Source organism: Pseudomonas sp. P1.8 (genome assembly GCF_001269805.1).
Lineage (GTDB): Bacteria > Pseudomonadota > Gammaproteobacteria > Pseudomonadales > Pseudomonadaceae > Aquipseudomonas.
Window position 1 is genome coordinate 828,541 of sequence record NZ_LHVM01000013.1, and the last position, 16,255, is coordinate 844,795.

Annotated in this window: 13 protein-coding genes; 4 read left to right on the plus strand and 9 right to left on the minus strand. The window is 61.5% G+C overall.

The window, feature by feature from the left end; genetic code table 11:
• Positions 1-91: 91 nt before the first annotated feature.
• From AD668_RS14380 to AD668_RS14390, 3 genes are all read right to left on the minus strand, one after another.
• Complete coding sequence (locus tag AD668_RS14380) at positions 92-1,708, minus strand: FadD3 family acyl-CoA ligase (RefSeq protein ID WP_053159782.1); 1,617 nt, start codon at positions 1,706-1,708, stop codon at positions 92-94.
• 16 nt (positions 1,709-1,724) lie between these two features.
• Positions 1,725-2,747: a ferredoxin--NADP reductase gene (locus AD668_RS14385; protein ID WP_053159784.1), complete on the minus strand. Its 1,023-nt coding sequence runs from the start codon at positions 2,745-2,747 to the stop codon at positions 1,725-1,727.
• Between the two features lie 79 nt (positions 2,748-2,826).
• The gene (locus AD668_RS14390) at positions 2,827-4,014 is read right to left on the minus strand and encodes an acyl-CoA dehydrogenase family protein (protein WP_053159786.1); all 1,188 of its coding nucleotides are present in this window, start codon (positions 4,012-4,014) and stop codon (positions 2,827-2,829) included.
• 318 nt (positions 4,015-4,332) lie between these two features.
• Here AD668_RS14390 and AD668_RS14400 point away from each other — a divergent pair, with 318 nt between their 5' ends.
• From AD668_RS14400 to dmpG, 4 genes are all read left to right on the plus strand, one after another.
• Positions 4,333-5,106, plus strand: coding sequence for a glucose 1-dehydrogenase (locus AD668_RS14400; protein WP_053159790.1), 774 nt, complete (start codon positions 4,333-4,335; stop codon positions 5,104-5,106).
• A gap of 73 nt (positions 5,107-5,179) precedes the next feature.
• Positions 5,180-5,971, plus strand: a complete 792-nt coding sequence (locus AD668_RS14405) for a fumarylacetoacetate hydrolase family protein (RefSeq protein WP_053159791.1) — start codon at positions 5,180-5,182, stop codon at positions 5,969-5,971.
• 32 nt (positions 5,972-6,003) lie between these two features.
• Positions 6,004-6,930 (plus strand): acetaldehyde dehydrogenase (acetylating), encoded by a 927-nt coding sequence (locus AD668_RS14410; protein WP_053159794.1) that lies wholly within the window; start codon positions 6,004-6,006, stop codon positions 6,928-6,930.
• Positions 6,931-6,940: 10 nt separating this feature from the next.
• Positions 6,941-7,969: a 4-hydroxy-2-oxovalerate aldolase gene (dmpG, locus tag AD668_RS14415; protein ID WP_053159796.1), complete on the plus strand. Its 1,029-nt coding sequence runs from the start codon at positions 6,941-6,943 to the stop codon at positions 7,967-7,969.
• Between the two features lie 304 nt (positions 7,970-8,273).
• Here the strand turns inward: dmpG and AD668_RS14420 are convergent, their stop codons facing one another.
• The 6 genes from AD668_RS14420 to AD668_RS14445 all read right to left on the minus strand — a co-directional run bounded on the left by AD668_RS14420 (position 8,274) and on the right by AD668_RS14445 (position 16,219).
• A complete protein-coding gene (locus AD668_RS14420) occupies positions 8,274-10,463 on the minus strand; it encodes a lipase family protein (protein ID WP_053159797.1) in 2,190 nt (729 codons plus the stop codon).
• A 12-nt stretch (positions 10,464-10,475) separates the two neighbouring features.
• Positions 10,476-11,249, minus strand: a complete 774-nt coding sequence (locus tag AD668_RS14425) for a hypothetical protein (protein ID WP_053159799.1) — start codon at positions 11,247-11,249, stop codon at positions 10,476-10,478.
• A complete protein-coding gene (locus AD668_RS14430; RefSeq protein WP_053159801.1) occupies positions 11,246-12,100 on the minus strand; it encodes a DUF4123 domain-containing protein in 855 nt (284 codons plus the stop codon). Before AD668_RS14430 ends, AD668_RS14425 begins: the two co-directional genes overlap by 4 nt.
• Positions 12,097-14,166, minus strand: coding sequence for a type VI secretion system tip protein VgrG (tssI, locus tag AD668_RS14435; RefSeq protein ID WP_053159803.1), 2,070 nt, complete (start codon positions 14,164-14,166; stop codon positions 12,097-12,099). Before tssI ends, AD668_RS14430 begins: the two co-directional genes overlap by 4 nt.
• A 440-nt stretch (positions 14,167-14,606) precedes the next feature.
• A complete protein-coding gene (locus AD668_RS14440; RefSeq protein WP_053159804.1) occupies positions 14,607-15,440 on the minus strand; it encodes an SDR family NAD(P)-dependent oxidoreductase in 834 nt (277 codons plus the stop codon).
• An 11-nt stretch (positions 15,441-15,451) separates the two neighbouring features.
• Entirely contained in the window at positions 15,452-16,219 is a 768-nt protein-coding gene (locus AD668_RS14445; RefSeq protein ID WP_053159806.1) for an SDR family oxidoreductase, read from the minus strand.
• Positions 16,220-16,255 lie beyond the last annotated feature (36 nt).

Genomic DNA, 16,255 nt, shown 5'->3' on the forward strand with positions numbered 1-16,255 from the left:
TCCTCTCCTTTTTGTTGTTTTTGCTTGTGCCGCCACAGCATGAAAAAAACCGCTGTGGCGCACATCGTCCGTTTGGTGAGACGAGCGCTGCTCATGCCTGAGGGTTGTCAGCCACCATCGCGCGCAGTTCGTTTTTTGCCACCTTGCTCGACGGGTTGAGCGGCAACGCACTGAAAAAACGCACCTGACGCGGCACCTTGTAGTTGGCCATCTGTTCGCGGCTCCAGGCGATCAGTTGCACCTCGTCCAGCGCTCTGCCTTCACGCAACACCACGCAGGCGCAGCCGACTTCGCCCATGCGTTCATCGGCGATACCAATCACCGCCACCTGGGCAATCGCCGGATGCCGGATCAGTGCCGCTTCGATTTCCGCCGGGTAACAGTTGAAACCGCCGACGATGAACATGTCCTTCAGGCGGTCGGTAATGATCAGGTTGCCCGCCTCGTCCAGCCGCCCGACATCGCCGGTGTGCAGCCAGCCTTCGACGTCGATGGCTTCGCGGGTCGCTTCGGGGTTCTGGAAATAGCCCTGCATGATGTGAAAACCGCGCAGGCAGATCTCGCCGGTATGCCCGGCGCCCAGTGCCTGGTTCTGCGGATCGCGAATGCTCACTTCGGTACCGGCAATCGGGCGTCCGCTGGTGCCGGCGATCACCTGTGCCGAGTCCTGCGGATCGCAGATCGTCGCCAGTCCGCCGCACTCGGTCAGGCCGTAGGCAGTGGTGACCACGGCAAATCCCAACTCGTTGCGCATGCGCTCGATCAGGCTCGGCGGAATGCTCGCCGAACCGGTAACGGCGATGCGCAGGCTCGACAGGTCGGTCTGCTTGAGCAGCGGATGGGCCAGCAGCGAGAGGTACAGGGTCGGCGCACCGGGTAGAACGCTGATGCGCTCGCGGGCGATGCGCTGGAACACCTGTTCGGCGTCGAACACCGCATGGGGCAGGATGGTCGCCCCGGCGATCAGGCAGGTCAGCCAGCCGGCCTTGTAGCCGAAGGCATGAAAGAACGGGTTGACGATCAGGTAACGGTCTCCCGGCACCAGGCCGATGACCTTGACGTATTCGGTGAAGGCCCGCAGGTTCTGGCCATGGCCGCTCATCACGCCCTTGGGTTTGCCGGTGGTGCCGGAGGTGAACAGCAGGTCGCACATGGCCTCGGGGCGCACTGCCAATGCACGGTGTCTGGCGCTGTCGGCATCGATGGTCGCCGCGCCGCGCAGGAATTGCGCAAGGCTCAGGTCAGAAGACAGCCCAGGCGTGTCGCCATCGATGATCACCAGGTGTTCGAGGTTCGATGGCCGATGGGGCGCAAGCAAGGCCGGGTAGTCAACATCGAGAAATCGCTGCTGGACAAACAACACCCGACAACCGCTGCGTTCCAGCACATCGGCGGCTTCAAGCCCCTTCATGCGCGTATTGATCGGCACCAGCACCGCACCGGCGCACTGAGTGCCCAGCGCCGCGAGGATCCAGTCGGCACCGTTCGGTGCCCAGATCCCGATCCGGTCACCGGCCTGGATTCCCAAAGCCATCATGCCCCGGGCAAACCCCATGACCCGTTCGGGCAACTGCGCGTAGTCGATGCATTCGCCGTTGTCCTCGATGGCCGTGCGCCCGGCAAAACGTTCGGCACTGCTGAAGACCAACTGGGCCAGGGTGGCGGGGGCAGCGCTCAGGGGCGCGGCAAGATTCAGGCTCTGATTCATCGTGGGCTCGGGCTCATTATTCGGGAAAGCGGATGCGCAGTTGCGCGCTGGTCGGCACCGCCTGACAGGCGAGAATCCAGCCTTCGGCCAGTTCGCCGGCATCCAGTGCATCGTTGTGCAACAGTTCAACGTCGCCGCTTTCCAGGGTGCACATGCACGAGGCGCAGCCGCCGACACGACAGGCGCTGGGCGGGTTGAGGCCGGCACGCTCCATGGCGGCCAGTACGGTCTCGCCGCTGTCGCAGGACAATTGAAAGTCTTCGCCATCCAGACGCACTGCCAACTGCGCGGCCACTGCTGCTTCGCTGCTGGTCACCAACGGCTGTTCGCCTTCGCCGGGCAGGGAGACGAAACGCTCGACATGCACCCGACGGTCCGGCATGCCCAGGCTCTTGAGCGCGCTGACGCTCGCGTCCATGAACGGGCCCGGACCACAAATGAATGCCTGGGCATCGATGAACGGCCGTGCCAGCTCGGCCAGTTGTCCGACGCTTGGAATGCCCTGCACCGAATCCAGCCAATGGACGATTTGCAGGCGTTGCGGATGCGCACTGGCCAAGGCCTTGAGTTCATCCTTGAAAATCACCGACTGCTCATCGCGGTTGGCGTAGATCAGCAGGACCCGACCCGTGCCCGCGAGCAATGCCGAACGCAGGATCGACAGCACCGGCGTCACGCCACTGCCGCCGCCGAACAGCAGCAGGTCGCCGTCGAGGCTGCGTGGCACGAACACCCCGGCCGGCGGCAGCACCTCCAGGGTCTGGCCGGCCTGCAACTCGCCGCACAGCCAGTTCGAGGCGCGCCCCTCGTGCACGCGCTTGACCGTGACCCGCAATGGTTCATCCAGCAACGGCGTGCTGGACAACGAATAACAACGGGGCAGCCAGCCGTCCTCGAAAGGTACGCGCAAGGTCAGGAACTGACCGGGTTGATAGCGGAAACGTTCGCCCAGATGCTCCGGCACGTCGAACACGAGGGAGCGCGCATCGGCGGTTTCCTCGATCACTCGCGCCACGCGCAGGGCCAGATAATTGCTCATAGGTCAGGTACTCATGACCACCTGCCCGTGCGTCACGGACAGGTGTAAACCCAGGGGTCTTGAAACAGGTGCCACGGCCTCAGACGTACGGGTCCGGGTTGGGCAGGCCGAGCATCACCGCGCCGTAGCTGCGGCCGTAGGCCATGTAGTTGTTGGCGATGTGTCCGCGTGCCTGGTGCAAGTCGCGGAACAGCCGCGCCACCGGATTAGTGTTGTACAAGCCGGAAGCGGCCATGCTGCGCAGCAGGTCATTGGCCCGTTCGGCGCAGATATTGGTCACATAGGCCGACTGGTAGCGATACAGCAGACGGGTCTCGGTGTCCGGGTATTCGCCGGCACGGGCCAGGCTCATCAGGTGCTCGTAGTTGCGCTCCAGAACCAGGCGCAGGCTGTCGACGGTGACCATCGCTTCGGCGATCGCGGTTTGCGCCACCGGATCCTCAGCGGTACGGGCGCCGTGCTTGCCGATGTGTTTGGCGGCGTTGTCGCAAAATTCGTTGATCGCACCCTGCAGGGCGCCGATGGCCGAGGTCGAGACAGCGCGGGAGAACACTTGAGCGAAGGGGATCGCGTAGATCGGGTTGGTGTTGACCAGACGCCCCGGCGTCGCTTCGAGGGTCCAGTTATTGGTGCGCTGCACGCGGTGGGCGGGGACGAATACATCCTCGACCACGATGTCGTGACTGCCAGTGCCGCGCAGCCCCATCACGTCCCAGTTGCGTTCGATCTGATAGTCGCTGCGCGGCAGCAGGAAGGTGCCGTGCTCGGCGGCGTGTTCGCCATCGGCTGGCAGGATGCCGCCCAGGAACACCCACTGGCAGTGCTCGCTGCCGCTGGAAAAACCCCAGCGTCCGCTGATGCGATAGCCACCTTCGACCACCGTGACTTTGGCGGCCGGCATATAGGTCGAGCAGATCAGTGCGTCATGATCTTCGGCCCAGACTTCGCGCTGCGCTTCGATCGGGTAGCGCGCCAGTTGCCAGGGGTGAACTCCCATCACGCCGTAGATCCAGGCCGTGGACATGCAACCCTCGGCGAGGATGGTCTGGATTTCGAAGAAGGTCCGCGGGTCGACTTCGTAGCCACCGAAAGCCCGAGGCTGCAGGGCCCGCAGCAAGCCGGCGGACTGCAATTCGATGACGCTCTCCACCGGCACTTTCAAGTCCTTGTCGGCCTGCGCCGTGCGCGCCTTGAGTGCCGGCACCAGGCTGCGTGCACGTTCAAGCAGATCACGTTCTTCCTGGGTCTTTTCTCGCATGCTGTGCATCACTCAATTCTCCCGATCTCACTGCGCCACTGCGCGAGTCGAGACAGATCATCGGATCGAGCGAACAATCATTCATCGTCAAAGCGGACTAGGGGGGGATGGGTCTCCCAGGATTCGCACTGTCCTGCAGGAGCCGGCTTGCTGGCGAAGGCGCCCTCAAACACCGCGCCAATCTCGAGGGTCCCTTCGCTGGCAAGCCGGTGCACCTCATCGCAGCTCCCTGTGTGCGCTGTTTGATAGTCCATTGAGACGATGCTGGCGCCAGCCGTTGCGGCGATATTCAATCCATAAACAATCGACCCCACGGAGCAAGGGCCCATGAGTATTTTGCAGCGTTTCCAAATGCACGGCAGCGTCGCCATCGTCACCGGCAGCGGCCGGGGTATCGGTCGGGCGATTGCCCTGGCGTATGCCGAAGCCGGCGCCGATGTGGTGTGCTCGGCGCGCTCGATGGACGAGGTAGAGGCCGTGGCCGAAGAGGTTCGCGGCCTGGGCCGGCGCGCCCTGGCCATCGCCTGTGACGTCAACGACGCCGGGCAACGCCAGGCACTGGTGCGTCAAAGCGTTGAGCAAATGGGCCGGATCACTCATCTGGTGAACAACGTCGGCGGTGGCGGTCCCAACGATCCGCTGCAGATGACGCCCGAGCAATTCTCCGAGATGCTGACCTTCAACGTCACCACCAGCTACGCGTTCTGCCAGTTGTGCGTGCCGCTGATGCGCGAAGCCGGTGGTGGCAACATCATCAATATCAGCTCGGTAGCGGCACGCTATGCCCAGCGCCATTTCAGCGCCTACGGCACGGCCAAGGCCGCCCTCAGCCAACTGACCCGCCTGCTGGCCCAGGATTTCGCACCGCAGATCCGGGTCAACGCCGTCGCCCCCGGCCCCACCCTGACCGAAGCGTTGAACAGCGTGATGCCCGCCGCCATGCGCGAAGCCATGGAGGCCAACACTCCGCTCAAGTGCCTGGGCAGCCCTGAAGACATCGCCGCTGCCGCGTTGTACCTGGCCAGCCCCGCTTCGGCCTGGGTAACCGGCAAGATCATCGATGTCGATGGCGGCGCCGACACATCCGTCTGGCCCGGCTGACCGACTCCTTTGGGCTCGCCCCCGACCACGTTGGGGCGGGCCTTTTTTCTTCCCCCCATCTGGAGCCCTCGCCATGGACGCCCATTTGATCAACACCCTCGGTGACGAGCTGTTCAACGCCTTGCGCGGCCGCCAGACGCTGGCGCCCCTGACCCGGCGTTATCCACAGATCACCCTGGAGCAGGCCTATCAGATTTCCCTGCGCTTCCTGCAACGCCGCGAAGCCCTCGGCGAGCACGTGGTTGGCAAGAAAATCGGCGTGACCAGCCGCGCCGTGCAGGAAATGCTCGATGTCCACCAACCGGACTTCGGCTTCCTCACCAACGCCATGCAGGTCGAGGATGGCAGCGATGTCAGCCTGGCCCGCTACAACCTGATCCAGCCACGGGCCGAAGGTGAAATCGCCTTTATCCTCGGCGAAGACTTGCAAGGCCCGGGCATCAGCGCCGACGACGTAATGGCCGCCAGTCAGTGGGTCATGCCGTGCTTCGAAATCGTCGATTCGCGGATCGACGACTGGCAGATCCGCATCCAGGACACCGTGGCCGACAACGCCTCCTGTGGCGTGTTCGCCCTCGGCAGCCAGCGCATCGACCCGCGCTCGCTGGACCTGGCTGCGGTGCAAATGCAAATGCTCAAAAACGGCCAGCCGGCAGGCTCGGGCCTGGGCTCGGCGGTGCAAGGCCATCCCTGCGCGGCAGTGGCCTGGCTGGCCAACACCCTGGGTGAATTGGGTATCCCGTTCCGCCGTGGCGAAATCATTCTTTCCGGTGCCCTGGCGCCACTGGTGCCAGTGGTCGCCGGCGACCGCATCAGCCTGTCCATGAGCGGGCTGGGCGAAACCAGCCTGCGCTTCGTCCCGTAAATCGCCCTTCCCTCTTCAGGAGCCAGAACACCATGAGCAAAAAGATCAAATGCGCGCTGATCGGGCCGGGCAACATCGGCACCGACCTGCTGTACAAACTGATGCGCAGCGAGGTACTGGAGCCGGTCTGGATGGTCGGTATCGACGCCACCTCCGAAGGCCTGTCGCGCGCTCGCGAGCTCGGCCTGAAAACCACCGCCGATGGCGTTGACGGTCTGCTGCCGCATGTCCTCGAAGACCAGATCCAGATCGCCTTCGACGCCACCTCGGCCTACGTGCACGCGCAGAACTCGCAAAAGCTCAATGCCCTGGGCGTGTTGATGATCGACCTGACCCCGGCAGCCATCGGCCCGTACTGCGTACCGCCGGTGAACCTCAAGGCGCAACTGGGCCTGGGGGTGATGAACGTCAACATGGTCACCTGCGGCGGCCAGGCCACCATTCCGCTGGTGGCGGCGGTGTCCAGCGTGCAGCCGGTGGAGTACGCCGAAATCATCGCCACCGCCGCCTCGAAATCCGTCGGCCCCGGCACCCGGAAAAACATCGACGAGTTCACCCGCACCACCTCCAGCGCAGTGGAAAAGGTCGGCGGTGCAAAGAAAGGCAAGGCGATCATCATCATCAACCCGGCCGAGCCGCCGCTGATCATGCGCGACACCGTGCATTGCCTGACCGCCAGCGAACCCGACCAGCCAGCGATCACCGCCGCCATCGAAGCGATGATCAAACAAGTGCAGCGCTACGTGCCCGGCTACAAGCTGGTCAATGGCCCGGTGTTCGACGGCAATCGTGTGTCGATCTTCATGGAAGTCGAAGGCCTGGGTGACTACCTGCCCAAGTACGCCGGCAATCTCGACATCATGACCGCCGCCGCGGCGCGCACCGCCGAGATGTTCGCCGAGGAAATCCTCAAGGGCGAGCTTGTGCTCAAAGCCACCGCCCAACCCGCCCACGCATAAGGAGCCGACCATGGATCTTCGCGGCAAAAGCATCACCGTTCACGACATGTGCCTGCGCGATGGCATGCACCCCAAGCGTCATCAGATCAGCCTGCAACAGATGAAAGACATCGCCTGCGGCCTCGATGCGGCGGGCGTGCCGCTGATCGAAGTCACCCACGGCGACGGCTTGGGCGGCAGCTCGGTGAATTATGGTTTTCCGGCCCACACCGATGAGGAGTATCTGTCGGCGGTAATCCCGCTGATGAAAAAGGCCAAGGTTTCGGCCCTGCTGCTGCCGGGTATCGGCACCGTCGACCACCTGAAAATGGCCCACGAACTGGGGGTCAACACCATTCGCGTGGCCACCCACTGCACCGAGGCAGATGTCAGCGAACAGCACATCTCCCATGCCCGCGGCCTGGGCATGGACACCGTCGGCTTCCTGATGATGGCCCACATGAACAGCCCCGAAGGCCTGGTCAAGCAAGGCCTGCTGATGGAAAGCTACGGCGCCAACTGCATCTACCTGACCGACTCGGCAGGCTACCTGCTGCCCCACGATGTCAGCGCCCGCGTGGCGGCGATGCGTGCGGCCCTCAAGCCGGAAACCGAGATCGGCTTCCATGGCCACCACAACCTGTCGATGGGCGTGTCCAACTCCATCGCCGCGATTACCGCCGGGGCCAACCGGATCGACGCTGCCTGCGCGGGCCTCGGGGCCGGAGCCGGTAACACGCCGATGGAAGTGCTGGTGGCGGTGTGCGACCGCATGGGCATCGACACCGGTGTCAGCGTGTTTGGCATCCAGGACGTGGCAGAAGATCTGGTGGTGCCGATCATGGACTTCCCGATCCGCAGCGACCGCGATGCCCTGACCATGGGTTACGCCGGGGTCTACGGTTCGTTCCTGCTGTTCGCCAAGCGAGCCGAGAAAAAGTACGGCGTGTCGGCACGGGAGATTCTGGTCGAGATGGGCCGTCGCGGCATGGTCGGTGGCCAGGAAGACATGATCGAAGACACCGCCATGACCCTGGCCCGTCAGCGCTTGCAGGCGTAAACACTGCCGCCAGGGACGCTTTGGCGGGCACTTCGGATTACCGCCCGCCGCTCCCCCAGATTCAGTGATGAACGCAGATTTTTGTAATCAACACGCAAACTGTGGGAGCAACGGCCTTCAACCCGCCGTTCGCTCACCCCAACCATCAACTGAGCGCAACGATCGACCACGCTGCCTTCGGCACTCCAGGTACGGAAGGCCTGTATTGGCTTGTGAGTCCGGGTTCCGTTCCGGCGAAGCAAGCGATCAGGTTCAATCGCAGCCCCCGCGAAAACTCGCGTCCGGTGATAGAGCCGCAGGGTTTTCAAATAATCGAATCGATGTCCAGCGTGTAGGGAGCACCGATGACATGGCCATAGATCGAAGCCAGCAGCTCGTTGTATTTGCCCTCGTCTGGCGCCATGGCCCACTGTTCAATCACCTGATTTTCCGCATGGGCAAGCCAGCGCTGCAGGTTTTGCGCCAACTGCTCGGGCTGAGTCGAAAGCGACCCGTAGACCTTGGCTTGGCTGACGCGCTCGAACCGCAAGGTATTCAGGCGAGCAAGCGTCACATGCACTTTGTCGATCTCAATACCGAAGGCGTTGATTTCTGCCTCGTGAGTTTCCTGATACTTCAAGGTTTGGTGCGCGAAGTGTCTTCGCCTTGAACGCAACTGATCGGTAATGTTCCTGAGCGCCGCCTCTATCCATCCAAACTCCTGGTCGGTGACCAGGGATCGGTTTTTCCCTTGAGCCTCCTGTGAACGCTTGAATGCCGCCCAGCAAGCCGGAATGTAGCTGCCGACCATCGAGTGGCTGCCGGCACTGAACAGTTGAGCCAGCAAAAATGGTCGATGCGGCAGCCCGTTTTCCTGTTCGATGGCCACCGAGCAGGCGGCATGCTGGGTGATGGTGTCGCAGCCCGGCTCCCACAGGATCATGGACACTTCCTTGCGACTGAACTGCACCGGCATTGCATGACGCAGGGTGCCGTGATGTTCGTAAGGCTCACCCCTCCAGTTGGTGATGCCTGCTACAAAGACCGAGAGGCCAACCGGCACGTTGACAAAGGTCAGCACTGCCCCGGCCCAGTAGACCCCTGCCCTGGTGTTCATCCACGTGCCGGGCACGCTCGGCACCGGGTCGTTATGGGCGACCATGCGGTAGTGCACGAGCGGCTTCGCACCTTCTGCGAATTTGGCGTCGCCGGCGCGGGGGGCGCCGTAGGTGTAGAGCTGGATGTTGTAGTCGAAATCATCTCGTCGACGCAGCATTTCCGAGAGCAACAATGCCACGGCTCCGCCGAGGCTATGGCCGCAGATCAGCAGTTTTTGACCCGCATAAAACCTGTCGAGGTACTCCAAGACAAAGTCGTAAGCTTTCTGCGCAGCCTGATAAAAACCACGGTGCACCTTGCTGTCGGTATCTTCAAACGGCACCTGAAGGGCATCGGCGTCGCGCAGGCCATCGGCGATGATTTCAAAGGTGCCGCGCACTGCGATCAGGATCAGTTCATCGTGGTGGGTGATGAAGGCTTGGGTATCGGTGGTATCCGCCCCAAGGTCCCGGTCGTCGAAGAAGTGAATTTTGGCAGGGGTTTCCTGATCGTCTTTCAGTTCAGGATTGTTTGCGGGATACAGGCCAGGGTCGAACGGCACGATTTCCAGGCGCCTGGAGTACGGTACATCTTCATACAACGGGTAGTAGGCCGTTGTTTGCGCCGAATCGACTTTCCCCAGCTCATCAAACTTGGCCAGTGCGTCCCCGAACCAGTTGCCCACGCTGGGTTGCAGGGGAAAGCTGACAGTCGCGGTTTCGACGGGATGTGTATCGGGTTTTTGACCAAAGGGGCAATAGCTCAAGGTGGCCATCAGCGCCAGTTGATAGAGGTTGAGCGAACAGTACTCGGCGTCGGTGGACAGCATGGGGCGCAAGGCCCGCAGCGGGCGCACTTCCAGCACGGTGTGCTTCAGTGGCAGAAGAGCAACGCCGTACAAACCGTGCTTGCCCATGATCTTCGACGGCCCCGACTCCATCGGGTAGTGGCTGTAAACCTGAGGCGGCAAATGGGCGGCGTGCTTGACCAGATGGCGCACTTCCACCTGAAAAAATGCATCCGCACAGGCTTGCGCGGGGTTTTCCCGGGTACGGGTGGCGTCGTGGTTCAGGTAACCGGTTTGCTCGGCGCGTACCTGGAGTTCCGTGATTTTTAGGGGGTAATGGGGTCTTGTTTGTAAATCCTTATATAGCTGTTCTGACCCTTCGTACGTTTGATCAAGTAATAGCTCAACAGGACCTGCGAAGTGATCAGTGATCTTACCGGTGCCCGTGGCATCCAGATGGCCCTCATAGGTTTTCCCTTCCGAATCGGTTACGCCGTAGACCAACCCGGCATAGGGTTCGCCAGAGCCGAACTCGTCGACCAGCTGAAAGCTGCTCCATCGCCCCTGGGCGGGACATGCCAATACGCGGCTACTCAGCGGTGAGTCCAGCTCTTTTTCCAATGATTTCATTTCAAAACCTCCTTATTCGGTACAGCCGGGGTAGATGGTGCATTGCCGCCCGTCAGGCATCTGGAAACCGCTGAAGTCTTTGTAATTGCCAAAGCAAAACGCATATTGGTCTTCAAAGTTGTCGCCCATGCAGCGCTTCCAGCCATTGGGTACCTTGACCCACGTATTCCCGATGGCGGGTCTTTCTTCGTTCGCCAACTTGATGTGCATCTTCACGGTCTTACCCGGTAGTTGGTCGAGGCTGTACATGGCAAAGGGCTGATAACCTCCTCGCTCACCCTGCGCATCGAGGGTTTTGCAGTTGAGGAGTTTTACGATGCGGCGTTTTGGGCCCACGGTGCGGAACAGCCTTTGGCATTCACCGTAGAAAGAACTCTCGCCCGTTTCGTCAAAGTCACTTTTGTACTGATCCTCCACATTGTCGCGAACGAACACGCTGGCGATGTCCGAGCCAAAATCTCCTCGGGCTTTACCGTAAGTCCCATAGATTTTCAGCTCGATGCGTCTGAGCACCAGCGGGCAGCCACTGACCGTTCTGCGCAAGGCGATTTCAGCGGTTGGCTGGTAGTTTTCACGCCAGTTCATGTTGTAGCCGACTGCGGTATTGCGCCCGCCGGGCACGGTGCAGGTTTCGCCTTGGGCGGGCACATACTTGGCAATGGCCTGATAGGCAAAGTCGGGCGGCAAGTCGGCAGTGAAGGTAAAGGTGTTCGGCGGACTGCTGGCGCAGCCTGCGGTCAACGCCAGACAGCTGCTCAGAACGGCTGTGCGGATCAGGCGTTTCAAAGGGCGCCTTCCCCTTGCCAGAAGGCTGTTGTTTGATACACCCGTTCAAAGTGTTCGCTCGGACTCTCGCCGGGGCGAACCTGCCAATGCGACGCCAGCGTGTAAGCGGATGCTTGCAGGCTCTGGATCAGCAGAAATTCCAATTGATCCGGTGCGTACCATCCCCACGCCTGCGCCTGAGCAAGCCTGCTACGCAGCCAGTTGTCAGGATCATGTTGTTCGGCAAGTTTGGCGTAAGCCTCGACATGCTCCGCCAGCAGGTAGCGATGAGCATTGCTCAGGCGAATGTCATCAGCCTGTTGGCTGGGAGCAGGCACTTGATGCCACAGCGGCTGCTCTGGCACTGGGTAGGTGCCGGGGGCGGGATTGTCCGTACTTTCCCAACGTTTGCCCTGCCAGTAACACACGCTGATCGCGGGCCCGAGGTAGGCCGGGCAGGCTTCAACAGACAGATGCGCAAGGGCACGGCCCAGCACCCGATTATCGTGGAAACGGTACAGCGCCAGATTCGGCCGTACGCCAACGATCAGCCGCTCCTGCCAGTGTTTGACCAGAGTGGGCAGATCGCCCCTTTGCAGGCTGGCGAACCAGCCCCAGTTCCGCTGCGGGTGATTGAGCAATTCGTCGATACGGCTATCGCCGACGTGATCGAAGGCGAAGACAAACGGCCCGGCGTCCGCCAGGTCAGCCAACCGGGTTGCGCCATATACGCTCGAGTACTGGTCGAACCGGCAGGTCTTCAACAGGGATTGGCGCATGTCGCGCTCGTTCTCCGAGTCCAGAACGATGCACAGGATATGGCCTTGACGTTGTTGGCGGATCATCCATTGACGGGGTAACGAGTCGGTCATGTTGCGTCTTCCTGTGTCATGCAAATGCCTTCTCGGCAGGCTTCGCAGATGGGACAGAAGTCAGCTCCCATGACTTTGCTGGCTGACATGAGGGCGTCCTGGCCAGGCGAAATCATGGGAGGCAGTTGCGATGGCTCCGTCAAGGCGTCCTGGATTCCGGGTATCGCGAGCGAGGCCGCCGTGCCGGCCACCGGGGCGCCACCGACCTGGATTTCGCTGCTACTGAAAATGCCCCCATGGCTGATCACAATGTGCTGTCCGCCCGCCTTGAGGCTGATGCTCGCTCCAGCGTCCAGGGTCAGGTGCGCACCGGCTTTGATGTGCAAATGCTGACCGGACTCCACCACCAGTGTTTGATCGACGCGGGTGTGGCTGTTACTGGCGACATGCAGATAGTCGCTTGCCTTGAGCTGTACTTTGCGGTCAGCCGTGACGGTTCGGTGTTCTTCGGCTTCCAGTACGGTGATGCTGTCGCCCTTGATGGTTTCCCGGCGCTCGTTCCCGACCTCCAGGCGGCTGTCGTTTTCGACCCTCTGCTCCATGTCGCGTTGGGCACGCAGGTAGATCAATTCCCGGCCGGCACGATCTTCCAGGTGCAATTCGTTGAACCCGCCGCTGTCCGGTGAACTGCGGGAACGAAACACGCTTCGGGTTTTGTGGGCGGGCAATTCGTATGGCACCGGGGTGACACTGTTGGCAAGACACCCGCTGATCACCGGTTGATCAGGGTCACCCTCAAGAAAACTGACCAACACCTCCATGCCCACTCTCGGAATGGTGACGCTGCCATGGGCATTGCCCGCCCAATTGGAGGACACCCGCAACCAGCAACCGTTTTTGCCGTCGTGGCGACCTTCGCGATCCCAGAAAAACTGAGCCTTGACCCGACCGTACTTGTCGCAGTGGATCTCCTCACCTTTGGGGCCGGTGACCACGGCGGTCTGACTGCCAAGCACTCGCGGCTTGTTGTAACGATGTGGCGCACGGTAGAAAACGTCCCAAGGTATGGCGACAAACGTGTTTCGATAGCCTTGGACCAGCTCATCCTCATGACTGGAGGCAACGCTGCTATGGTTTTCTTCAAGCACTTGCGGTTGCTTGCCTTCGTGACGCACCTCTGTCAGCAACCAAAGGTCATTCCACTCTGCGCGTGGATGCCGGGACATTTGCAGAAAGCGACCGGCCGCCAACGCCTGTTGATCGCTTTTGCCTTCTGCTTGCAGGTAGTCGGCACGATGGCGCTCCAGCGCTCGTTTGCTTAACAATTGGCCACGCTCTCCCGAGGTAAAGCGTGCGGGGTAGTCGTAATCTTCCAGATCAGGCTGGGCCTGACGGATGTATGGCTGGTGAGCGGACTCCAGCAGAATGCGAGACTTTTCAAAATCGTAGTCACGGCGGGTGGTGCGGCTGGTACGCGCTTCTACGCGCAGACCAAACTGTTTGATCACCGCCTCTTCGGCAGCCATGCCACTGTCCTGTTGATAGGGCGTTGGCCGTTCAAGTCTGGGGAACACGGTCTGGTCATCACCAAAGACCATCAGGTGTTTCTCTGGACTGTGCCGAAAGTGGTAATGAATACCTTCCTCCTGGCAAAGCCGTTGAATGAAATGCAAGTCTGACTCGTCGTACTGCACGCAGTAGTCACGAGCTGGATAGGTTGAGCCCAGCTGAAACAGGTGAAAGTCACGATGAATGCCGTGCGCGTCCAGCACCTGCGTAATGATCTGCGGGACGCTCAGCTGTTGAAAAATGCGCTGATTGATGCTGTGGCCCAGATAAGCCACCCGAGGCACCAGTGTCACGTTGTAACGCGTCAGACGTTTACCGGCGTCGCCCAGGGCAACACGATGGATTTGCCCGTGGATACCGGCGTCGCCATAGGCCAGAAAGGCTTGTTTATGCAGCAGGCTTTCAAGATCGATATTCGGTCTCTCGCTGACCAGAACCACGTCAAAGGCATAGGGCGTGCTTATCGCTTCCTGCCCCGTGAACGCCAGGATTTGAAGGTCGTGATTGAGGCCCTGAATCGTCAAATTGAAGCGTGCGAGAGGGTTAGAGCTGAACATCCTTTGTTCCTTCGGCGGTCGCTGAGGGCGTTTGTATCTGAATTTGTGGGGGAGTGAGGCAAGGCGCCGAAAGGTAGCAAAGGCGAAGGAGGATAAATGTAGGACTGTTCTCTTATGGCTGAGGGAAAAGACTGCGATTGACGGGGCTGCCGGTGCCGGACGGCTCATCTACCACAGGTGGGGCTTTCGATTGCGACATGTCGCCGTGTACCTGGGCTGGAACAGGCGGTGGTGCAGGTGGGGGGACGGGTTGCTGGTGGATGCCGCTCTGATCAACTGATTTCAGAGGCTGTGTTGATTGTGCAGGGACTCTTCGCCGAAGCGCCGCCCGGAGCGATCCTGCTCCCACAGGCACAGGGTGTTCAGGCTATTGATGCCTCACCGTGAAATCTGTGGGAGCAATGGCTTCAAGCCGCCATTCGATACCGTCGTTCAAAACTTCAACGCCAGTCGGCGACTATTCCGTGCTCCAGCGCAAACGGCTGCGCCGCGATGGTCCGGCGTTGAAAGCCCGGTGCCTGTTCGGCCGTAGCCAGCCACAGCATCACCGCCGCCGGAACATGCGGTGGAGCACTGCCGGCGCGCAGGGCGATCAGGCCTTTGTCGCCGATGGTGGCCTTAAGGGCTTCGGTGGTAACTACGCCCGGATTGAGGGTATAGGCGCGCACGCCGGCCTCGCCCAGCTCCGTGCTCAGCACTCCGGACAATCGCGACACCGCCGCCTTGCCCGCACCATAGGCATATCCCCAACCGCCCTTGCCCGCCGCCACCGGTGGGTCGCTTTCGCCAGCGCCGGAGGTGACGTTGATCACCACCCCGCCGCCGCGCGTCACCATGTGTTCGGCCACTGCACGGGTCAACAGGAAGGGGGTAAGGATGTAGCCCTGGAACATACGCTCCAGGGTCTGCGCCTGCAGGTCCATGAACCCGGCGTTGAGATCACTGCCCTGGTAGATCGCGTTGTTGATCAGCACGTCGATGCGCCCGTACTCGGCCAGCACCGCCTCGCAAGCGTGCAGGGCCGAGGCGCTGTCGAGCAGGTCCATCGGCACCACGAGTACCCGACAACCCAGTTCGCGCAACGCCTGCGCAGTGCCGTTGAGGCTGCCGGCCAGTGGCGCTCCGGTGGCATCGCGCAAGGCATGCTCATGTTGCTCACCCTCGTTGAGGGTTCGGGCGCTGATCGCCAGGTCGAAACCGGCGCGGGCGAATGCCAGCGCCGCCTCGCGGCCAATACCACGGCTGGCGCCGGTGATGAATGCCACCTTGTTCATACAGATTCCTTTTAGAAACGCGAGGCGCGGACCATGGCGTCCATACCGCCATCAACGAACACCACGGTGCCATGGACAAATGACGCTTGTGGCGATTGCAAGAAAGCTACCATTGCGGCGATCTCATCAGGGCGCCCGGAGCGGCCCAAGGGCGCGACGAAATCACGGGTTGCCTGGCCAAAACGCGCATCGTCCAGCGAAGCCTGGTGCAGCGGGGTTTCTACTGCACCCGGCGCCACCACGTTCACCCGCATACCCTGCTTGCCCCAACTCACAGCCAGGCTGCGGACATGCTGGCTGATGGCAAATTTGGAGGCGGCATAGGCGACGTGCGGCTGGCCGAGGCTGTTGGCCAGTTGCAAGGCCTGGGCTTCATCGCCGGCGATCATCGCTTCGATCTGCGGCTGGCCCTCGGGCCCCGAATGTGTCGCCGCCACCGAGCCGATCACCAGCGCCGCCGGTTGTTGGCCCTTGGCCAATGCCCCCTGCAGGCCGTCAAGCAATTGACTGACGCCGAAGTAATTGACCGCGAGGATCAGCCCGCAGTTTGGCGCGGTGACACCGACCCCGGCGCAGCAGATCAGTCCGTCGAGGACCCCGCCGCTGAGTTCAAGCACTTGCGTGATGGCCGCGTCACGCCCTTGAGGGGTGGACAGGTCGGCGAGCACTTCGGCGTTGTTGCGATCAATACCGATGACCTGATGTCCGGCAGCGCGCATGGCGGCGGATACGGCGGCCCCGATTCCCGAGGCACTGCCGGTGATGGCTGTAATAGGCATTGTGGTTCTCCGTGATAGGTCCGCCCAGTATCGACA